At 65.3% G+C, this 20,103-nt stretch carries 16 protein-coding genes and 1 pseudogene; 7 read left to right on the top strand and 10 right to left on the bottom strand.

Annotation, left to right across the window (positions count from 1 at the left end; all coding sequences use genetic code 11):
- Nucleotides 1–249 precede the first annotated feature (249 nt).
- Nucleotides 250–984: a ribonuclease PH gene (gene rph / locus ACP7AU_RS06525; protein WP_426038488.1), complete on the bottom strand. Its 735-nt coding sequence runs from the start codon at nt 982–984 to the stop codon at nt 250–252.
- A gap of 134 nt (nt 985–1,118) precedes the next feature.
- On the opposite strand from rph, the gene hrcA reads away from it, so the two are divergent.
- Both hrcA and grpE read left to right on the top strand, forming a co-directional pair.
- The gene (hrcA, locus tag ACP7AU_RS06520) at nt 1,119–2,183 is read left to right on the top strand and encodes a heat-inducible transcriptional repressor HrcA (RefSeq protein WP_426050967.1); all 1,065 of its coding nucleotides are present in this window, start codon (nt 1,119–1,121) and stop codon (nt 2,181–2,183) included.
- Nucleotides 2,180–2,809 carry a nucleotide exchange factor GrpE gene (gene grpE / locus ACP7AU_RS06515; RefSeq protein WP_426038487.1) on the top strand — a complete coding sequence of 210 codons (630 nt, stop codon included), beginning with the start codon at nt 2,180–2,182 and terminating at the stop codon, nt 2,807–2,809. Before hrcA ends, grpE begins: the two co-directional genes overlap by 4 nt.
- Before the next feature lie 133 nt (nt 2,810–2,942).
- Here grpE and ACP7AU_RS06510 read toward each other — a convergent pair whose 3' ends face one another.
- From ACP7AU_RS06510 to ACP7AU_RS06500, 3 genes are all read right to left on the bottom strand, one after another.
- A complete protein-coding gene (locus tag ACP7AU_RS06510) occupies nt 2,943–3,842 on the bottom strand; it encodes a dienelactone hydrolase family protein (RefSeq protein ID WP_426050903.1) in 900 nt (299 codons plus the stop codon).
- Between the two features lie 76 nt (nt 3,843–3,918).
- Entirely contained in the window at nt 3,919–4,524 is a 606-nt protein-coding gene (locus ACP7AU_RS06505; RefSeq protein ID WP_426038485.1) for an alpha-ketoglutarate-dependent dioxygenase AlkB family protein, read from the bottom strand.
- Nucleotides 4,525–4,533: 9 nt separating this feature from the next.
- Complete coding sequence (locus ACP7AU_RS06500; protein ID WP_426050902.1) at nt 4,534–4,947, bottom strand: hypothetical protein; 414 nt, start codon at nt 4,945–4,947, stop codon at nt 4,534–4,536.
- Between the two features lie 319 nt (nt 4,948–5,266).
- Between ACP7AU_RS06500 and dnaK the strand changes: the two genes are divergently transcribed.
- The 3 genes from dnaK to dapB all read left to right on the top strand — a co-directional run bounded on the left by dnaK (nt 5,267) and on the right by dapB (nt 9,296).
- Entirely contained in the window at nt 5,267–7,168 is a 1,902-nt protein-coding gene (gene dnaK, locus ACP7AU_RS06495; protein WP_426050901.1) for a molecular chaperone DnaK, read from the top strand.
- Between the two features lie 162 nt (nt 7,169–7,330).
- A complete protein-coding gene (gene dnaJ / locus ACP7AU_RS06490; RefSeq protein ID WP_426050900.1) occupies nt 7,331–8,524 on the top strand; it encodes a molecular chaperone DnaJ in 1,194 nt (397 codons plus the stop codon).
- A gap of 22 nt (nt 8,525–8,546) precedes the next feature.
- Nucleotides 8,547–9,296 (top strand): 4-hydroxy-tetrahydrodipicolinate reductase, encoded by a 750-nt coding sequence (gene dapB, locus ACP7AU_RS06485; RefSeq protein WP_426038481.1) that lies wholly within the window; start codon nt 8,547–8,549, stop codon nt 9,294–9,296.
- 68 nt (nt 9,297–9,364) lie between these two features.
- Here dapB and trmB read toward each other — a convergent pair whose 3' ends face one another.
- From trmB to ACP7AU_RS06460, 5 genes are all read right to left on the bottom strand, one after another.
- Entirely contained in the window at nt 9,365–10,066 is a 702-nt protein-coding gene (trmB, locus tag ACP7AU_RS06480; protein ID WP_426038480.1) for a tRNA (guanosine(46)-N7)-methyltransferase TrmB, read from the bottom strand.
- Between the two features lie 46 nt (nt 10,067–10,112).
- Nucleotides 10,113–10,478, bottom strand: coding sequence for a hypothetical protein (locus ACP7AU_RS06475; RefSeq protein WP_426038479.1), 366 nt, complete (start codon nt 10,476–10,478; stop codon nt 10,113–10,115).
- Nucleotides 10,479–10,577: 99 nt separating this feature from the next.
- Nucleotides 10,578–11,777, bottom strand: coding sequence for a methionine adenosyltransferase (metK, locus tag ACP7AU_RS06470; protein WP_426038478.1), 1,200 nt, complete (start codon nt 11,775–11,777; stop codon nt 10,578–10,580).
- Between the two features lie 99 nt (nt 11,778–11,876).
- Nucleotides 11,877–12,614 (bottom strand): carbonic anhydrase, encoded by a 738-nt coding sequence (locus ACP7AU_RS06465; RefSeq protein WP_426050899.1) that lies wholly within the window; start codon nt 12,612–12,614, stop codon nt 11,877–11,879.
- 418 nt (nt 12,615–13,032) lie between these two features.
- Entirely contained in the window at nt 13,033–14,049 is a 1,017-nt protein-coding gene (locus tag ACP7AU_RS06460; protein WP_426050898.1) for a hypothetical protein, read from the bottom strand.
- A gap of 58 nt (nt 14,050–14,107) precedes the next feature.
- On the opposite strand from ACP7AU_RS06460, the gene ACP7AU_RS06455 reads away from it, so the two are divergent.
- Together ACP7AU_RS06455 and ACP7AU_RS06450 are read left to right on the top strand one after the other, a co-directional pair.
- Nucleotides 14,108–18,445 (top strand): RHS repeat domain-containing protein, encoded by a 4,338-nt coding sequence (locus ACP7AU_RS06455; protein ID WP_426050897.1) that lies wholly within the window; start codon nt 14,108–14,110, stop codon nt 18,443–18,445.
- A 10-nt stretch (nt 18,446–18,455) separates the two neighbouring features.
- On the top strand, nt 18,456–19,148 hold the full coding sequence (locus tag ACP7AU_RS06450) for a hypothetical protein (protein ID WP_426050896.1): 693 nt from the start codon (nt 18,456–18,458) through the stop codon (nt 19,146–19,148).
- 49 nt (nt 19,149–19,197) lie between these two features.
- Here the strand turns inward: ACP7AU_RS06450 and ACP7AU_RS06445 are convergent.
- Nucleotides 19,198–20,103 (bottom strand): annotated as a pseudogene (locus ACP7AU_RS06445) (IS3 family transposase); the annotation flags it as partial.

Below are 20,103 nucleotides of genomic sequence, written 5' to 3'. Positions count from 1 at the left end.
TCTCCGTTGCTGGAAAGCCCGTTCTCGTCCGCGAAAAACACCCTGACGAAACGGACCTAACGGACGAAACCTTTGGTCTTTCTCAACAGAATCAGAAGGTTGCTGTTTCGAGCCTTGTCACTCCCCGGAGGGTTCTCCGACAGGGCGGACGAAACGGCGCTGGATCGTCAAAGACCCCCCTCAGATCTGGGATACGACCGCGCATCCGCAAGGCGTGGACAAGAATAAATTCACACCCGGGGTGGAAGCTCAGCGCTGGCGGGCGAGCGCCTCGTCCACCGCGGCCTTCTGCAGCTTGAACAGGTCGTTGCAGCCCGCCTCGGCCAGTTCGAAAAGACGGTCGAATTCGGGGCGTGAGAAGCCGCGCTTCTCGCCGGTCGCCTGGATCTCGACGATGGTTCCCGAGCCGGTCAGGACGAAGTTGCCGTCGGCTTCGGCGTTGGAATCCTCCTCGTAGTCGAGGTCGGCCACGGGCGTATCAGCGAAGATGCCGCAGGAAATGGCCGCGACCTGATCGAGAATCGGATCGGCCTTCAGCACGCCTTCGGCCCGCAGGTAGCCCAGCGCCGAGGCCATCGCGACCCAGGCACCGGTGATCGAGGCGGTGCGGGTGCCGCCGTCGGCCTGGATGACGTCGCAGTCGATCAGCACCTGACGCTCGCCCAGCGCCTTGAGGTCGACGACGGCGCGCAGGGAGCGGCCGATCAGCCGCTGGATTTCCTGCGTGCGGCCCGACTGCTTGCCGGCGGCGGCCTCACGCTTGCCGCGCGTGTGGGTGGCGCGAGGCAGCATGCCGTATTCGGCGGTGACCCAGCCCTGACCAGTGTTGCGCATCCAGCCGGGCACTTTTTCCTCGATCGAGGCGGTGACCAGGACCTTGGTATGGCCGAACGAGACCAGGCAGGAGCCCTCGGCGTAACGGTTTACGCCGGTCTCCAGCGTCACGGCGCGGAGCTGGTCTGGGGTGCGTTCGGAGGGTCGCATGACGGGTATCCTGAAGGTCGGTATTGCATTGGCGTATCGAGCGGCGGTGCTTATCCTGAAAGGGTGAGCCTGTATCCCCCCAACCTCCCCGTGCGATCGGGTCGCCGCCCGTGAGGCCGCCGCTCAGCCCCCTGATGACGCCCCACTACGCCGGCTTGGCCGCGCTGGACCAGCGGGCGCGGGATATCTTCAGGAGCGTGGTGGAGACCTATCTCGAGACCGGGGAGCCGGTGGGGTCGCGAACTGTGTCGAAAGGCGGGGTGCATCTGTCGCCCGCCTCGATCCGCAACACGATGCAGGATCTCACTCTGGCGGGGTTGCTGGCGGCGCCGCACACCTCGGCGGGGCGAATCCCGACCCATGCCGGCCTGCGCCTGTTCGTGGAGGGCCTGCTGGAGATCGGCGACGTCGGGACCGAGGAGCGACGCGAAATCGACGCCCGTCTGCTCGGGCGCGGCAAGGGCTTCGAGGAGGCGCTGAACGAGGCCACGGCCCTGCTGTCGGGTCTGGCGGGCGGGGCCGGCATCGTCGCCAGTCCGGTGCGGGACTCGGGCGTCAAACATGTGGAGTTCGTGGCCCTGGGCTCGGGTCAGGCGCTGGCGGTACTGGTTGCCGATGACGGGACGGTCGAGAACCGGCTTATGCCGCTGGCCGCCGGCGTGACGCCGTCGATCCTCCAAGAGGCCTCGAACTTCCTTTCGGCCCGCATGAAGGGCAGGCTCCTGTCCGAGGCGCGTCTGGAGATGGGGGCGGAACTGGCCGCCGCGCGCAGCGAACTGGACGCCACCGCCGCCCGTCTGGTCGAGGACGGGCTGGCGGCCTGGTCGGGCGGGGCGGATCGTCAGCGGTCGCTGATCGTGCGGGGGCGCGCCAACCTGTTGCAGGACGCTGGCGCCGCTGAGGATCTGGAAAAGGTCCGGGTCCTGTTCGACGATCTGGAGCAGAAGGAACAGCTGATCGGCCTGCTCGACGGGGTCGATGCGGCGCAGGGAGTGCGGATTTTTATCGGGGCGGAAACGCGACTGTTTTCGCTTTCGGGTTCCGCCGTCGTCGCGGCGCCCTATATGACGGGCCGACAACGGGTTCTGGGCGCCATCGGCGTGATCGGACCCGCAAGACTGAACTATGCCCGCATCATCCCGTTGGTGGACTACACCGCGCGGGTGCTGGGGCGCATCCTGGACGGACAAGACACGTGACCGATACCCAAGACCCGAACTACGATGCCGAGCTGGACGAAGCCCTGGCCAACGCCGAGGCAGGTCTGGACTCTGGCCCGGCGGACGATCTCGGCCCGCTGGACGCCATGATCGCCGAGCGCGACCAGTGGAAGGATCGCGCCATGCGGGCGGCGGCTGAGGCGGACAACGTCAAGCGCCGCACCGAGACCCAGATGAACGACGCCCGCGCCTTCGCGATCCAGCGCTTCGCCAAGGACCTGCTGGGCGTGGCCGACAATCTGGAGCGCGCCCTGATGGCTGCGCCCAAGGACGCCGACGCCGGCGAGGCCGGTCTGGTGACCGGTCTGGAGCTGACGCAGAAGTCCCTGTTGCAGGCCTTCGAGACCAACGGGCTGAAGCGCGTCGCCCCGGGGCCGGGCGAGGCTTTCGACCCGCACCTGCACCAGGCCATGATGGAACAGCCCTCGGCCGAGGTTCCGGGCGGCAGCATCCTCGTGACCATGCAGGCCGGCTACGAACTGTTCGGCCGCACCGTGCGTCCGGCCATGGTCGTGGTGGCGGCCAAGGGGTCGGGTCCGCAAGGCGGCAATCCCTATGGCGCAGCGCCCGGGGCCAACGGCGGGTCCTTCGACGGCAAGGCGTAGTCCCGATCCTCCCCCAATGGGGGAGGTGGCTCGAAGCGAAGCGTAGAGACGGAGGGGCCCCGGTTCAGATGCGGAGTCTGCGGCCGGCCCCCTCCACCGCTCCGCGGTCCCCCTCCCCCAACGGGGAGGAATTCTACTTAAGCTTCGCCTCGAACAAGGCCAGCAGTCGGGCCCAACCGTCGGCGGCCTCGGTCGCGCGATAGGAAGCCCGGTAGTCGGCGTGGAATCCGTGGGGGGCGTCGGGGTAGAGTTTGATACCGCTCTCGGTGGCGCCCGCGGCCTCCAGCGCCGCCTGCATGGCGGCGATGGAATCGTTGGGGATGCCCTGGTCCTGGCCGCCGTAGTTGCCGATGACGACGCCCTTCAGGTCGTCGGCCAGATCGACCGGGAAGGGCTGGCCCGCGGCGACCTGTTCGGGCGTGGCGGTCGGCGAGGGGGCCAGACGGCCGTACCATGCGACGCCGGCGTCGATCGCGGCGAAGCGGGCGGCGGCCTGCCATACGACCTTGCCGCCCCAGCAGAAGCCGGTGATCCCGACCTTGTCGACATTGGCCCACAGCTGGCCCGAGGCCCATTCCAGGGTGGCGTTGATGTCGCCCATGACCTGTTCGTAGCCAGCGGCGCCGACGATGGCCTGGATGCGCTGCATGTCGGCGAGCGGGGCCGGATCCTCGACGCGGACGAAGAAGGCCGGGGCGATGGCGACGTAACCGGCCTTGGCCAGACGGCGGCAGACGTCCTGGATATAGGCGTGCAGGCCGAAGATTTCCGACACGACGATCACAACGGGGAAGGGCCCATCGCCTTCGGGGCGGGCGACATAGGCCGGCAGGTCGAAGTCGTCGGCGGAGGGATAGGAGACCATCGCCGTCGCCAGGCCCTCGGAATCGGTCGTGATCGGCTGGGCTTCCTGGGCCAGGGCGGCGACCGCATAGCCGGTGAACATGGCTCCCGCCGTCAGCCCGCCGAGGGATCGGCGCGAGAACCGGAAATCGTCGGCGTTCTGGCCTTCGGGGCGGATCAGGATGGTCATGGGCGCTTCCTCCGGGATTTTCCGTGGCGGACTGTGACGAGACCGCGCGGTTCCGTCGAGTCACCGCCCTGTGACCTTACGCCGCCCGGCGAAGGGTCAGGTTGATCCGCCCGCCGCCGGGCATCAGCCGCGACGAGCCGGCCACCAGTCGATCGATCCCATGGCGCGCCAGTCGAGCGGGGCCGGTCAGGGCGCAGACGTCGCCTGACGCCAGTTTCAACGACCGGGTCGGCCCCTTGCCCGCCGGGCCGATGCGGAAGACGGCGGTGTCGCCCAGCGACACCGACAGGACCGGGGCGCAGAGGTCGGCCTCGTCCCTGTCCTGATGCAGCCCCATGCGGGCGTCCTCACGGTAGAGATTGATAAGGCAGGCGTCGGGCGGCCCGGGCCAGCCGGTCAGCTCGGCCCACAGGTTCAGAAGGACGGGCGGGATCGGCGGCCAGGGCGCGCCGGTCTCGGGATGGGTCGGCTGGTAGCGGTAGCCCGCACGGTCCGAGACCCAGCCGAGCGCGCCAAGATTGCTCATCCTGACCGAGAACGGCTTCCCGCCCGGGGTCACCGGTCGATAGAGGGGCGCGATGGCCAGGGCTGTGTCGATTTCGGCCAGAAGGGAGGCCTGCGCGGCCTCCTGCAATCGGCCGGGCCAGTAGTGAAATCCGGGAAGGTCGGGGAAGGGCTCCATCGCCTTCGTCTAGCGCGTGAAATAATAGTCCGCGACCTGGCAGGCGTTGATGCCGCTGCGTTGCAGGCTCTGGCCGTTGTCGAACTCTGCGCGCAGCGAGTAGCGGCAGGCGCCGGAGCCGTCGTCGATGGTCACCACCACACTCTGGCCCGGCGACAGGGTGCCCGAACCCAGGAGGTCGTCGCCCCAGTCCCCGCCGCTGGAGGCGTAGAGATAGGTCATCGACCAGCCGGTCTGGTTATGGATGCGGACATCGCGATTGTAGGCGTCCTGCGATGGATGCGCCGGAGTGACCGCATGGACCGCCACGACCCGCTTTGACGCCGATTCCGCCATCGCCTGGGCCCCCGACAGGCCAAGCAGTGTCAGGCCCAGGATCAGGGCTGGTGTGAACCGGCGGGGCTTGCGAGGCGGGGAGCGCATCATCGGGACCTGCAACTGGCGGGCCCGTGACCCGCAACCAGGTCCAACAGTGCCCGAACGGGAGCCTGAACGCACCTGATGACCCCTGACTCCGCCTGAATCGGGCCTCGTCCTGAAACAAGGCCTTGCGGGGCATGACGACTTTCCCATATCCCGACCAGCCCGAGAGACCCCGCAATCCGTGGGGTTTCACGGAAAAACAGACAACCTGCCGCGCTCTCGCCCCCGAGAGGCGGCGCAACCAAAACGGGGGCGGTCACGCGCGGCGCTTTCTGACAAGGCCGCCGCATCGCCCGCCAGACGGAGAAAAGACAGGCTCATGGCCAAGATTATCGGTATCGACCTCGGCACCACCAATTCGTGCGTGGCCGTCATGGACGGCAAGAACCCCAAGGTGATCGAAAACGCCGAAGGCAACCGCACCACCCCGTCGGTGGTCGCGATCCAGGACGGCGGCGAGACCCTGGTCGGCCAGCCCGCCCGTCGTCAGGCTGTGACCAACCCCGCCAACACCTTCTTCGCCATCAAGCGCCTGATCGGCCGCAGTTTCGACGATCCCGTCGTGGCCAAGGACAAGGCCATGGTGCCCTATGAGATCGTCAAGGGTCCGACCGGCGACGCCTGGGTGCGCGCCAACGGAAAGGATTACTCGCCGCAGCAAATCTCGGCCTTCACCCTGATCAAGATGAAGGAGGCCGCCGAGGCCTATCTGGGCGAGAAAGTCACCCAGGCCGTCATCACCGTGCCCGCCTATTTCAACGACAGCCAGCGTCAGGCGACCAAGGACGCCGGCAAGATCGCCGGACTGGAAGTGCTGCGCATCATCAATGAGCCGACCGCGGCCGCTCTGGCCTATGGCCTGGACAAGAACGACGGCCAGAAGATCGCCGTCTATGACCTCGGCGGCGGCACCTTCGACGTCTCGATCCTGGAGATCGGCGACGGCGTCTTCGAGGTGAAGTCGACCAACGGCGACACGTTCCTGGGCGGCGAGGACTTCGACGTCCGTCTGGCCGACTATTTGGCCGACGAGTTCAAGAAGGAGCAGGGCGTCGACCTGCGCCAGGACAAGCTGGCCCTGCAGCGCCTGCGCGAAGAGGCCGAGAAGGCCAAGAAGGAACTGAGCTCGGTGACCCAGTACGAGGTCAACCTGCCGTTCATCACCATGAACGCGTCGGGCCCTCTGCACCTGAACATCAAGCTGTCGCGCGCCAAGCTGGAAGCCTTGGTCGACGACCTGATCCAGCGCACGATCGAACCCTGCGCCAAGGCGCTGAAGGACGCGGGCCTCAAGGCTTCCGACATCGACGAAGTCGTCCTGGTCGGCGGCATGACCCGCATGCCCAAGGTGCAGGAGGCCGTGAAGGCCTTCTTCGGCAAGGAGCCGCACAAGGGTGTGAACCCTGACGAGGTTGTCGCCCTGGGCGCCGCCGTTCAGGCCGGTGTTCTGCAAGGCGACGTCAAGGACGTGCTGCTGTTGGACGTGACCCCGCTGACCCTGGGCATCGAGACCCTGGGCGGCGTCTTCACCCCGCTGATTGAGCGCAATACGACCATCCCGACCAAGAAGAGCCAGGTGTTCTCCACCGCCGACGACAACCAGTCGGCCGTGACCATCCGGGTCTTCCAGGGCGAGCGTCCGATGGCCCAGGACAACAAGATGCTGGGCCAGTTCGACCTGATGGGGATTCCGCCTTCGCCGCGCGGCATGCCGCAGATCGAGGTCGCCTTCGACATCGACGCCAACGGCATCGTCAACGTCTCGGCCAAGGACAAGGCGACGAACAAGGAACAGTCGATCCGCATCCAGGCGAACGGCGGCCTGTCGGACGCCGACATCGACAAGATGGTCAAGGAAGCCGAGGCCAACGCCGCCACCGACAAGATCCGCAAGGACTTGGTCGAGGCCCAAAACGCCGCTGACAGCCTGATCAACTCGACCGAGAAGGCCATGGCCGAACACGGCGACAAGGTCGGCGCCGACGAAAAGGCGGCGATCGAGACTGGTCTGGCGGAACTGAAGACGGCTCGCGACGGCGCCGATTCGGAAGATATCCGGACCAAGACGAACACGCTCGTTCAGGCTTCGATGAAGCTGGGCGAGGCGATGTACGCCCAGAGCGCCGGTCAGTCCGGTGACGACGCGCCCGTCGACGACGGCGTGGTCGATGCGGAGTTCGAGGAAGTCTCGGGCGACGACGAAGAGAAGAAGAGCGCCTAAGCGTCGTGGTCCTCCCCTGCGACCCAGGGGAGGACCGTGGCTTTCATGAAACTTGCATCACCGCACCCGGCGCCCATGTCTTGCGTGGGCCGCCATTCCGCTTGCACGCTCGAAAAAGCGACGTGATCGGATTGTCAGGGGTTGGTTTGAGGACGTCTGCGCATGGCGCGTGATTATTACGAGGTGCTGTCGGTCGAGCGGACCATCGACGCCGCCGGCCTGAAGTCCGCCTATCGCAAGCTGGCGATGGAGCACCACCCGGACCGCAACGGCGGTTCCGAAGAGTCCATGGCCAGGTTCAAGGAAGTCTCCGAGGCCTATACGGTCCTGTCGGACGACCAGAAGCGCGCCGCCTATGACCGGTTCGGCCATGCGGGCGTGAACGGCGGAGGCGGCGGGGGTCAGCAGGGCTTCCACGACGTCAACGACATCTTTTCCCAGGTCTTCGGCGACGCGTTCGGCGACGTTTTCGGCGGTGGCGGGCGGCGCCAGTCGAACGGCCCGCGTCGCGGTTCGGACCTGCGCTACGACCTCGAGATCACCCTGGAGCAGGCCTATCAGGGCGCCGAGGTGGAAATCTCCGTGCCGACGACTGCGGCGTGCGAGACCTGCGAGGGTTCGGGCGCCAGGAACGGCGCCAAGCCGACGACCTGCTCTACCTGCCAGGGTGCGGGACGCGTGCGTCAGGCCAACGGTTTTTTCCAGGTCGAACGCACCTGCCCCTCCTGCGGCGGTCAGGGACAGCGGCTGTCGGCGGCCGACACCTGCGGGACCTGCCACGGCCACGGCCAGGTGCGGAAGACGCGCAAACTGTCGCTGAAGGTTCCGGCCGGCGTGGATGACGGCTCGCGCATCCGCCTGTCGGGCGAGGGTGATGCCGGAACGCGCGGCGGCCCGCGCGGCGACCTCTATGTCTTCCTGTCGGTGACACCGCACGATCTGTTCGAGCGCGACAACCTGGATCTGCTGTGCACCGTGCCGGTGTCGATGACGGTCGCGGCCCTGGGCGGCGAGATCGATGCCCCCTGCCTGGTATCCGAGGCCTGCGACGGCAAGTGCAAGGCTCCGGTCAGCGTTCCCGCCGGCGCCCAGACCGGCAAGACGGTCCGCATCCGCGGCAAGGGCATGCCCCATCTGAACGGCCGCCAGCGCGGCGACCTGGTGGTCGAGCTGTTCGTCGAGACACCGACCGACCTGACGCACCGCCAGAAGGAGTTGATGCAGGAACTGGCCGCCTCGTTCGGCGACAGCCAGAATCCGCGAAACTCGTCCTTCGCCGGCAAGGCCAAGCGATTCTGGGCAGACATCCTCGGCTCGGAAGAAGACGCGAAGTCGGCGCGCGAGAACGCCCAGTGAATTTCGCCGGAGGGGCCTCGTCTTGAGCGAACTGTTTCACGTCGGGATTTCCGGCGCGCGCGGCCGGATGGGTCGGGCCGTGTCCCAGGCCCTGGACGCGCGCGAGGACGTCATGGTTTCGGTCCGTTTCGACTGGGGCGAGACGCCGGACCTGAGCCTTTGCGACGTGGTCATCGACTTCTCCACCGCCGAGGCCTCGGTCGCCCTGACACAGACCTGCGCCGAGCGCGGCGGTCCAGCCCTCGTCATCGGTTCGACCGGCTTCACTCCCGAGCAGGACGCGGCCATCCAGGCTGCGGCTGAAAAATTCGCCATCGTGCGCAGCGGCAACTTCTCGCTCGGCGTCAACATCCTGATCGGCCTGGTCGAGCATGCGGCCCTTCGGCTGGACGCCCGCGACTGGGACATCGAGGTCGCCGAGGCCCATCACAGGAAGAAGATCGACGCCCCGTCCGGTACCGCACTGATGCTGGGCGAGGCTGCCGCGCGCGGTCGCGGTCATGACCTGTCGGAGTTGCGCAGCGCGCCCTACGACGGCATCTCCGAGGAACGGAAGACCGGGACCATCGGCTTCTCCTCGATCCGCGCGGGCGGCCTCGTCGGGGAACACACGGTGCTGTTCGCCTCGGACGACGAGGTCCTGACCCTGAGCCACTCGGCCATCGACCGGTCCCTGTTCGCCAAGGGCGCGGTCGCCGCCGCCGCCTGGGTGCGGACGCGCGGGCCGGGACTCTACGACATGCAGGATGTGCTGGGCTTCAGGCAGGCATGATTTAGGGCGCTACCGCTCGCCGCGCGGCGGCTCGCTGCTTGAGCGCGGTCGGTGCGCGGTCGGGCGGGTCAGACCCGCTCGAATTCCAGGAACAGAGGGTCGGTGTCGCCGAGGCGTTTTTCCTCATAGCGGGTCACCACGTGATCCTCCGGCGCGACCTTCCAGTCTGCCGTCTCGTCGGCCAGCCAGACCAGGCCTGGCGTGGCCAGGAACCGCTCCAGCGCCCAGCCGGCGTAGTCCTTCCAGTCCGTGACGAAACGCAGGCGACCGCCGGGCTTGAGCTTGCGCCCGAGTTCGGCGGCGAAGGCCGGCTGGATCAGGCGGCGCTTGTTGTGCCGCGCCTTGTGCCAGGGGTCAGGGAACAGGATCATGATCCGGTCCAGCGATCCGTCCGGCAAGGCCTGGACCACGGCTCGCGCGTCATCGGCATGCAGGCGAATGTTCTTGAGGCCCCCTTCCTCGATATGCCGAAGCGCCGAGGCGACGCCGTTGAGGAAGGGCTCGCAGCCGATCATCAGGGCGGACGGGTTGCGCGCGGCCTGGGCGGCGAGGTGCTCGCCACCGCCAAACCCGATCTCAAGCCACACCTCTTTGGCACCTGGCATCAGAGCGGAAACGTCGATCGGTCCCGCCGCTGGATCCGGAAGCGTCACCGAGGGCATCAATGTATCGAACAGAGCCGCCTGGCGCGGCTTGATCGCCCGCGACTTGATCCGTCCGAAGGAACGGAGCGGGGCGTCAGGCGAGCGGGCGGAAGGATCGGTCGTCATCGCGCGCCTGTAGCCTGCGACGACGACCGTTGAAAGGCGCGGAGGCCTATTCGATGCCTTCGATGGTGCCGTCTTCATTGACCACGACGTATTCCAGCTCGCAGAAGTTCAGTTTCTGCTGCCAGGCGTCGCCGTCCTCGAAGACGATCTTGACGTAATATTCGCAGGCGTCTTCGGAATCGTAGAAGCGCATGTTGACGGTGTCGCCAGACGCCAGGATGCGGCTCGGCATCCAGTCCTGGCTGTAGGTGCCGTTCGGCTCGCCGGTCTGGAAGGTCAGGATGGTCCATGGCGTGCCGTTGACCAGGTCGAAGGTGTAGTAGTCGCCGTCCTGAACCGGAGCAGCCGAGGCCGGAGCGGCGCCGCAGAGCAGAGCGAGGGCGGCGAACGCGCCCATCATTATGGATTTCATAGTCATTCCCCCGACCAGGCGGACATCGCCGGGCCTTGCGCGAAATGCGTGCAAGGCCCGGACCACGTCAACATCCCGAAAGGGATCGGTCAGATAGGATCAGGCCAGGGCCTTCAACTGGTCGACCAGGTCGGTCTTTTCCCAGCTGAAGCCGCCGTCCGCGTCCGGCGTGCGGCCGAAGTGGCCGTAGGCGGAGGTGCGCGCGTAGATCGGCTTGTTCAGGCCCAGGTGCTCGCGGATCGCACGGGGCGTGGCGCCGCCGATCAGGCCCAGGATCTTGTCTTCCAGCACGGCCTCCGTGACCGAACCCTTGCCGGTGCCGTGCAGGTCCACGTGGATCGACTGGGGCTTGGCCACGCCGATGGCGTAGGAGATCTGGATCGTGCAGCGGTCGGCGAGGCCGGCGGCCACGACGTTCTTGGCCAGGTAGCGGCAGGCGTAGGCGGCCGACCGGTCGACCTTGGTCGGGTCCTTGCCGGAGAAGGCGCCGCCGCCGTGCGGCGCCGCGCCGCCGTAGGTGTCGACGATGATCTTGCGGCCGGTCACGCCCGCGTCGCCGTCCGGGCCGCCGATCTCGAAGATGCCGGTCGGATTGATGTGCCAGACGGTGTTCTCGTCGGCGAAGCCTTCGGGCAGCACTTCGAGGATGTAGGGCTTGACGATCTCGGCCACCTGTTCGGACGACAGGCCGGCGGCGTGTTGGGTCGACAGGACGATGGAGGTGGCGCGGACGGGCACACCGTCCACATACTGGATGGTGACCTGCGACTTGGCGTCGGGCTCCAGGCGGGTGTCGCCGCCATGGCGGACCTCGGCGAGGCGCTTCAGGATGTTGTGGCTGTACTGCAGGGTGGCCGGCATCAGCTCCGGCGTCTCGTTCGAGGCGTAGCCGAACATGATGCCCTGGTCGCCCGCGCCCTCATCCTTGTTGCCGGCGGCGTCGACGCCGACGGCGATGTCGGCCGACTGGCCATGCAGGCGGTTGATGAACTCGAACTTCTCCCAGTGGAAGCCAGCCTGCTCATAGCCGATGTCCTTGACTGCGGCGCGCACGGCGGCCTCGATCTCGGCCTCGACGCCCGGGGCCCAGTTTCCGTCCGTGTCCATAATGCCCTGGCCGCGGATCTCGCCGGCCAGCACCACCAGGTTCGTCGTCGTCAGGGTCTCGCACGCCACGCGGGCATAGGGATCCTTGGACAGGAACAGGTCCACGACGGTGTCCGAGATACGGTCGGCGACCTTGTCGGGGTGGCCCTCGGAAACGCTTTCCGAGGTGAAGAGGAAGGAAGAACGGGACAAAGGGGATCGCTCCGAGCAGCCCTGTGCGGGCGGGGTTGGCCGGAGACATATAAAGATATGCTTATATGATCAAGTGAGGACGGCTGGCGGTCGCGTCGCTCAGTGTCCGGAACGTAGCAGGAAGCGGCGGTGCAGCGGCTGCATCGGGCGGGTATTGCCAGGATGCAGTCGCTCGAAAGCATCGACCTGGTCTTGCGACACAGTGATGGGAGCGCTCAGCACGACCCAGTCCACCGTCTCGCTGCACGGCGGGGTGGTGAGTGAGCCTTCATATCGGAAGAAGTCGCGGCCGGCGGGCAGCAAGCCGTTCGGGTCCAGCGCGGGTCCGGCCGTCGGGGCGCCCAGGCTGTCGATGACGGCCTGAAGCGGGGCGCTGGTGGCGCCGACCCCGGCGAAGACGCCCAGCACGCCGAGAACGCCGTCCGGTCCGGCGTGAACGAAATGGATCTCCAGCGGGAAGCGGCGACCGTCCAGCAGGTGCTCCGCCGGCTGGTGCACATGGAACTGCAACAGGCGATAGGTCTGTCCGCCCACTGCCATGGTCGACCCCTCGGGGGCGTCCAGCTGGATGGCGTGGCCGGTATCGCGAGCGGCGGCGGGCATGGGCGACCAGTCGATGTCCAGCACGCCCAGATCAGCCGTGATCGCCCCGGTCAGATCAATGGGGCTTTCCTGTTGTCCTGTGGCGCAGGCGGCGTTGGCCGGCTCCAGTTCGGACCAGCGCTCGGGACCGGTCGCCCCGCCGTAGGTCCAGGCCTGGGCATGGGGCGGGTGTTCCTGCGCCGACGCCGTACCGGCGAGCGCAAGCGCCGCCGTCAGGATGATGTGAAACCGCATGATCAAGCCCCCGCTGTTCGCGCCGAACCCTACAGGTCGAACGGCGATACAGCGAGAGAATGGTGCGCTTAGGGGCATCGAACACCTGACCCCCATATTACGAAATCCAGTCAAGCCGACCGGTCAAACCAAGTGCCTGCATGGGTTTGGAGCGCCGCCTGCGGCATTGAAAGTTGGCCGACCCAACCCCTTCCCAGTCTGGGCCGAAGCGAGTGATTTCGACGTTCCCAAGCTAAGGCGCCTTCCGGTGGGAACGACCTGAAATCCGACCTGCACCATACCTGCAAAGCGGATCAGTAACCCGGTCCCTTAGGGTCGCGTTTCGGCCTGTGTCTCCATGTTCGTCTCGGGCCTATAAGCGTCCGATTTTTCAGGGGGTTGGTTCAACCTTGCAGGCATGGCGAGCAAGACGAATGGGCTACTGATAGATTCGGAAATCACCCATCCCGAGGAAACCGGAAGTCCTAATGAGGCGGATGTAGAGCATGGTCGCGCCGCCAAGGCTTATCGACGTGTAGGAACCATCAACGAAGCCGCTGACCGTGCCAGCGGAAGTCCAGTTGAAGCCGTCGTTGGAGTACTCGACGACCACGCCGTTTGTGTAGAAGGCGCCCCATCCGCCGGGCGCGCCGGCATCGGCCGAGGCGATGTCGATGCGGCTGATGGACTGGCTGGTGCCGAGGTTCGCCTGAATGATCTCAGTGGCTCCCCAGTTCGTGCCATGGATCGAGTTCGAACTGTTGAAATTGCCGTCCCTCATTCCCCCCGACGTCGTCAGACCCGTGTAGCCTCCGTAGTTCGACGTGGTGGAGAAGCTGACCGGGACAACCTCTGTGCCTCCACCCCCACACGAGGTTCCAGTCGCCCAGCGTGGTACGCCACCCGCGCTGTAAACGACGAGATTCCCGTCATTCTGGGCCTGCAAGAACGCGCCGGTAAATCCATAGGCGCCGTTCCACCAGACCGGTGTGTAGTTGGGGCCGTAGAGAACCAGGTGGCCGTCGCCTTGCAGGACGAGAAACTGAGCCTGGGTGCCGGCTGTCCCTGATGACCACTTTACCGCCGTTCCGCAGCGCAGAACGACATTTCCGTCCGACTGCAGGGCCAGGGTGACCGCGTTGTTCGGCGAATAGATCGTCTGTTGGAGAGTGATAGACTCGTTTTCCAGCAGGCGCGACGGAGTGCTCGGAAATGCGACGGCCGCGATCGATTTGGTCGAGATATTGTCTGCAGGATCGATGCTGTAGCCGGACCACCCCGCAACGCCAGCGGCGTTTACGTCGGTGGTACCGGTCAGTCGCCCGTGGACGTCGTAGATGAAAGTCTCGGTGACCTGGGCCTGGCTTGGCTGGACGCTTGCCAGTGCTGCAAATGCGCTTGCGACGCCAAACCAATGACCAAGTCCTCGCCGCTGACGAACGACATCGCTGCGCATCGATCGCATCGCTTCCCCCAACCCTGCTCAAACTTTTCGACGACAAGCTTGACCGCAGATGCTCTTTCGAACAACCCTGTGGTGTGAAAATATCGCGAAGGTTGCAGATTGCTCCACTCTGGGGGCACATTCGTTTGAGGCAAAGGGGGATCGTGTGCAGTCCAGTTCGCTGCCTTCCGGCATGATGAACGTCTCGCAGGGCCACGGCGCTGCACTTTTGGTGGTTTGCGCAATGCTGGTGGTCTCCTGGACCAGCGCTGCCAGCGCCCAGAGCGCGCTCGTGCCGCCATCCCCCGTCGAAGCGGTTGATCAATTCGGCGTCGAGCTGTCATCGGGCTCAGTCCAGGTCTCTTCGCCGACCATCAGCGTCGGAGACCCCGCAAATGGCGGGCTGAGTTTCACCGCGAACTGGGACGCAAGCGTCCGCGACTGGCGATACAGCAGCTGGGGCGCGATCAACAAGCCGGTCGGCTCAGACCCCAACTGCTACAACTACTTAACCCTTGTTTACATGGGCCAATCCAACCTCTTTCAGCGCGACACGTGCGCTGGCGGATATGAGCTGATCGATGGGCTCGGCACGCTGACGGAGGCGTCGGGGACCTGGACCTACACAGCACCAGACGCAAGTGTGGCCGTCTATCAGGGCACGTCGCGGGTCGTAGTGAACGGCGCGCTGGTCGATCAGACCCGCATTCAGACAATCACGAGGCCTAATGGCGAAATCATCAGCTACGCCTTGGGCGGTGTGAGCCCAGCGTCGGTCACCAACAATTATGGCTATCAAATTCACTTCGATTACACGGGCGGCAGTCTCTACAAAGTTACTGCGCTGAACAATGCGGTGGATCCGTGCGCTCCGACCGCCGCGATCTGCTCCTTCACGCAAACCTGGCCGAGCCTGACGTTCACGACGGCTGCATCCGGGCTGGAGCGGCATGTCACGGACTCGCTGAACCGAACGACGCGGATCATCTTTGACAGTGCCGATCCGCTACTGGCCAATGTCGTTGGAGTTGCGCCGCCGACGACCACCTCGGGGTCTTCGGTGACGTACGTGAACGAACGGATATTCCCGTTCGGTTTGAGAGTCACCGGGGCCTCTGACGGCGCAGGTACCTGGACCTATGCGTATCAACCGCGCCCTTGCGGTTTTACTCCAAGCCCGGATCCCGCTGATTGCCCGCCGCCCGGCTACGACTACGACCTGACGACGACGATCACTTCGCCGCCGGTCGCGCCATCAACGCCACGCGCTACAAAGGTCTACAAATTCAACTGGTACGAAAGGCCTTTCAGCAACGGACACATGATGTCCGAGCTCGTGTCCGTGACCAATGCGCTCAGCCAGACGACGGGCGTGGGGATCACGGGGGCAGGCTTTCAAGGAGCCACCTATCCGGACAACAACGGCGTTACGATCACGCGAAACTATCTGACCGGCGTCGTCGAATCCGTGACGGAGTTTGGCAAGTCGGGGCCGAGCGGTCCACTTGCCGTGACCGAGTACACATACCCCGCCTGCACGTCGAACCCTGTGGCTTGCCGTCGCGCGACGGTCGTTACCAACCCGCGTCTTAATGCGACAACCTACACTTATGATGCGGCCGGCAATGTGCTGACAGCAACGTCACCGGTTCCGGTCGCGGGCGCCGTCCGCCCTCAAACCCGGTTCAGCTATCAGCAGCAGAACGCCTGGTATCACCAGAACGGCTCGACCTCGATCACCCAGAATCCCAACCCGATCTGGGTTCAGGTCACACAGTCGCAATGCGCCACGCTCGCGGGCCAGACGGGCTCGACTCCAGCGGCCTGTATTGGAACGGCCGATGAAATCCGTACGACCGCGACCTACCAGATCGGCAGTAGTACGGCAGCGTCCAATCTCCTGCCTGTCTCGATGTCGACCCAAGCAGGTGACAACAGTCTGGTCGCCACCGTCACGACAACCTACGACCCTGTCGGCAATCCCCTTACGGTCGATGGCCCGCTGCCAGGCACGGCGGACACCACTCGCCATGTCTACGACGCCATGCGTCAACAGGTCGGCGTTATAGGTCCGGATCCTGATGCCGGCGGCGCGCGCCTGTTCCCTGCCAGCCGGACGACCTACAACCCGGACGGTCAAGTCACGGTCGTCGAGCGCGGCACGACCCTGGGTCAATCCAACCTGGACTGGGCCGCCTTCTCGGCGCTGCAGACATCGACTTCCTCCTACAACGGCCAGGGACGTCTCTTCCGGGAGCAGTTGGCTCCGGGAACGCCAGCCGCCAGTCTGACCGACTATGCCTATGACGTCATGGGTCGTCTGACGTGCACGGCCCAGCGGATGAATCCCGACAACTTCGCATCGCCGCCGACGAACGCGTGCGCTCAAACGACCGTCGGCCGCTTCGGTCCGGACCGTATCAGCCTCAACAGCTACGATCTGGCCAGTCGTCTAATCCAGGTCCAGACCGACTACGGCACTTCGGCCGCTCTCCCTGAGCGGGTGCAAGGCTGGACAGCGAACGGCAAGGTCGACTGGATCGAAGACGGAGCCGGCAACCGCTCGGACTATGTCTATGACGACATGGACCGTCTTTACCGCCTCTACTTCCCGGTCACGACGGTCGGCTCTCATACCGCCAACAGCGTCGATTTTGAGGAATACGGCTACGACGCCAACGACAATCCAACCACCAAGCGTACGCGGTCGGGCCTTCTGTTCACGACGGCGTTCGACACCCTCAACCGCATCGCCTCCATCGATGCGCCGTCCGGCTCCAACGACGTCTGGTACAGCTACGACAATCTCGGCCGCCGCCTGTCCGCGTCGCACGCCCCGGGCGCGCCGGGTTGCTCGACGACGGCTGTCTGCTCGACCTGGGACGGGCTGAGCCGGCAGACGACCGAGACGACGGCGCTGGGCACGATGACCAGCGCCTGGGACATCGCCGGGCGGCGCATCGAGCTGAAATGGCCCGATCTGTTCTCCGTGACCTATGCCTATGACCTCGACGACCAGATGCGGTCGATCAGGCAGGCCGGGGTCACCACGATCGTCGCCTATGCCTACGACGACCTGGGTCGACGGACGGCCGTAGGACGCGGAAACGCCGTGTCCACGACCTATGGCTATGACGCTGCCTCGCGCCTGACGAGCCTCAGCCACGATCTCGGCGGCACGGCCTCGGACGTGACGTTCAGCTACGGCTACACCCCGGCCAGTCAGATCCAGACCCTGGGGCGGTCGAACGCGACCTATTTCTACTCACCTCCGCCGGTCACGGTGGGCTATGGCGTCAACGGCCTGAACCAGTCGATCTCGGCGGGCGGCGCCACCCTGACCTGGAGCGCCCAGGGCAATCTGACCGGAGACGGGACGCGCAGCTACAGCTACGACGCCGCCAACCGCCTGACCGGCATGGGGTCGTCCACCCTGACCTACGACCCGCTGGACCGGCTGGCCGAAATGACCGGCACGCTCGGCGCCCGTTATCAATACGATGGTGTGGGCGTGGCGGCCGTCTATGCGACCGGGTCCGGCACGATCAGCGATCGATTGATCCGGGGCCCCTGGCCGGACGAGCTGGCGGTCTCCTACGCCGGCACGACGGCGGCCTCTCCGCTGTGGACACTGCAGGACCACCAGTCGTCCAGCATCGCCATCACAGACCCGGCCGGGACGGCGCCCTACACCCTGGCCTACGACGACTACGGCGCGCCCCGGCCGGGCAACGCAGGCCGGTTCATGTACACGGGCCAGATGTGGATGCCGGACTTCGCGGCCTACCACTACAAGGCCCGCGCCTACCGGCCGGATCTCGGACGGTTCCTGCAGACCGACCCGGTCGGGTATGGGCAGGGGCTCAATCTGTATGCCTATGTCGGGAATGATCCGGTGAATGGGACGGATCCGGATGGTAGACAGATCCAAGGTGCGGCTTGCTTGGCCGGGGCACCATTTGGTGGTCCGGTAGGCTGTGGGGTTGGCGTAACCGTAAGCACCGTCGCAACCGTTGCGGTAGGCGCTTGTACGCAGTCGCAGAGCTGCCGCGATAAGGCCGGTGCTGTTTGGGACTGGCTGACCGCACCACTTCATAACGACGCAGATGCACCGGGAGAGCCTCGCCCGGCCCCTCCTGCCAATGATGGTGTTTCCCGACCCCATGGCGCTCCAGACCACGATCAGGCCATCGATGACCGCGCGGACGAAGTTCGGGGTCAGGGCGCTGATGACATTCGAAAGAACCAAACTCAGGTCGACGCTCAAGGAAACCGCGTTGGTGACAACAGACCCGACCTCGGATACACGGACTCTAACGGTGTTCGACACAACGAGGAGGGGGGCGCAATCAAGGTCGAGTGGAAGCCCAAGGGGATCGCGCCCGGCAGAACGATCCTAGCTGCGTAACCACAGGCACGTGCTTGCCGCGATGACTATACTATCGCTTTACGAACGTTTTTCCTTCTCAATACTTCCTTGCTCTCTGGGGGTTGCCCGCGACGCGATTCTCGCTCAATCGGCAGCTTGGGGGAAACCTCTTGCAGTCGATCGCGCAACGGTGCGGGATGTTCGACCGATTTTTGACTCACCGGACGGCCCGGCTCACCCACCGGCGGTGCGAAAAGCCATTTTGTTAAGCGAGGTGGTCGGGCCCGAGGGAGTGAAAACGCTCTTTGTTAGCAGCGTAGCCGACGGCTATTCATCAATGGTCTATACGATCTCGGGAAATCTGCCTGGCCTCCATCTGTCAGTACAGATTTCCAGATTGTCTATCGAGTATCCCCGCAATGCACTGACGGCCATTAAAAGCCAGGAAGCGGTCAGGGTTGTTTACTCGATGAAAGATGCAAGTTCTTGGGAATTCTTCGAAAAAGGACGAATTTTACCATTCGAGCAGATCGATTTTTACAAGGCGCGGAGAAAGCGAGATCGCCTTACACCTGAAATAATCGACCGATACATATCCAAGCTTGGGTATGGAACATTGGACGAGGTGTTCTGGACTTCTAACGAAGCAGCTCATTTAATTTGTGACGCCTCGTTTAGGCTCGCTGAGGGTTGTAAACCTGACATGGGATCGTCGGAGGGCAACATAAAAGCGGCGCCGTAACCTCTTGCTTCGCCATCGATTTTAGTGCCCCTGACGTGACCCCCGTCTCTCATCCAGCCATAACGAGAGTCCTAGGTTGATCTGAGCCGTGATTGGCTGGGGTGGCAAGAGGCAGGTCTGCGCAGCCATCAACCCGCGCAGCAGGCCGGCCGATGTGTCCGGTGAGCGCCTCGGCGTAGGCCTCGGGCGTCAGCCATCCCAGCTTCGAGTGCGGCCGGGTTTTGTTGTAGTCGCGCCGCCAGGCTTCGAGCACGAGCCGGGCGTGCGGTAGGGATCGGAACAGCGTCTCGTTCAACAGCTCGTCGCGTAGGCGGCCGTTGAAGCTCTCGTTGAAGCCGTTCTGCTGAGGCTTGCCCGGCGCGATGTAATGTCAGCCGACCGCCGCATCGTCAGCCCAGGCCAGGATGGCGTTCGAGGTCAACTCCGTGCCGTTGTCGCTGACGATTGTCTCCGGACGCCCGCGCTGCTGGATAACGAGGTCCAGCTCGGCGCGCGACCCGTGCGCCCGACAGCGAGGTATCGGCCACCAGCGCCAGGCATTCGCGGGTGCAGTTGTCGATCACGGTCAGGATGCGGAAGCGGCGGCCATCGGTGAGCTGGTCGGACACGAAGTCCAGCGACCAGCGCTGGTTCGCGACCAGAGGGTTCTCAAGCGGACGCCGCGTGCCCATGGCCCGTTTACGCCCGCCGCGCCGGCGCACCGCCAGCTTCTCCTCACGGTAGATCCGCTGGACCCGCTTCCTGTTGACCGCATGCCCCTCGCGCCGGAGCATCACGTGCAGGCGTCGATAGCCGAACCGCCGACGCTCCTGAGCCAGGGCCTTCAACCGATCGCACAAGGCGCCGTCGTCCGGTCGTGTCGCCTGGTAGCGCACGCTCGTCCGATCCACGCCCAGCACGCGGCACGCCCGCCGCTCGCTCATCTCGTAGACCGACTGCAAGTGCGCCGCCGCCT

It is taken from the genome of Brevundimonas sp. SL161 (assembly GCF_049896985.1).
In the GTDB taxonomy this organism is placed as follows: Bacteria; Pseudomonadota; Alphaproteobacteria; order Caulobacterales; family Caulobacteraceae; genus Brevundimonas.
This window is presented reverse-complemented; position numbering and strand designations above follow the sequence as displayed.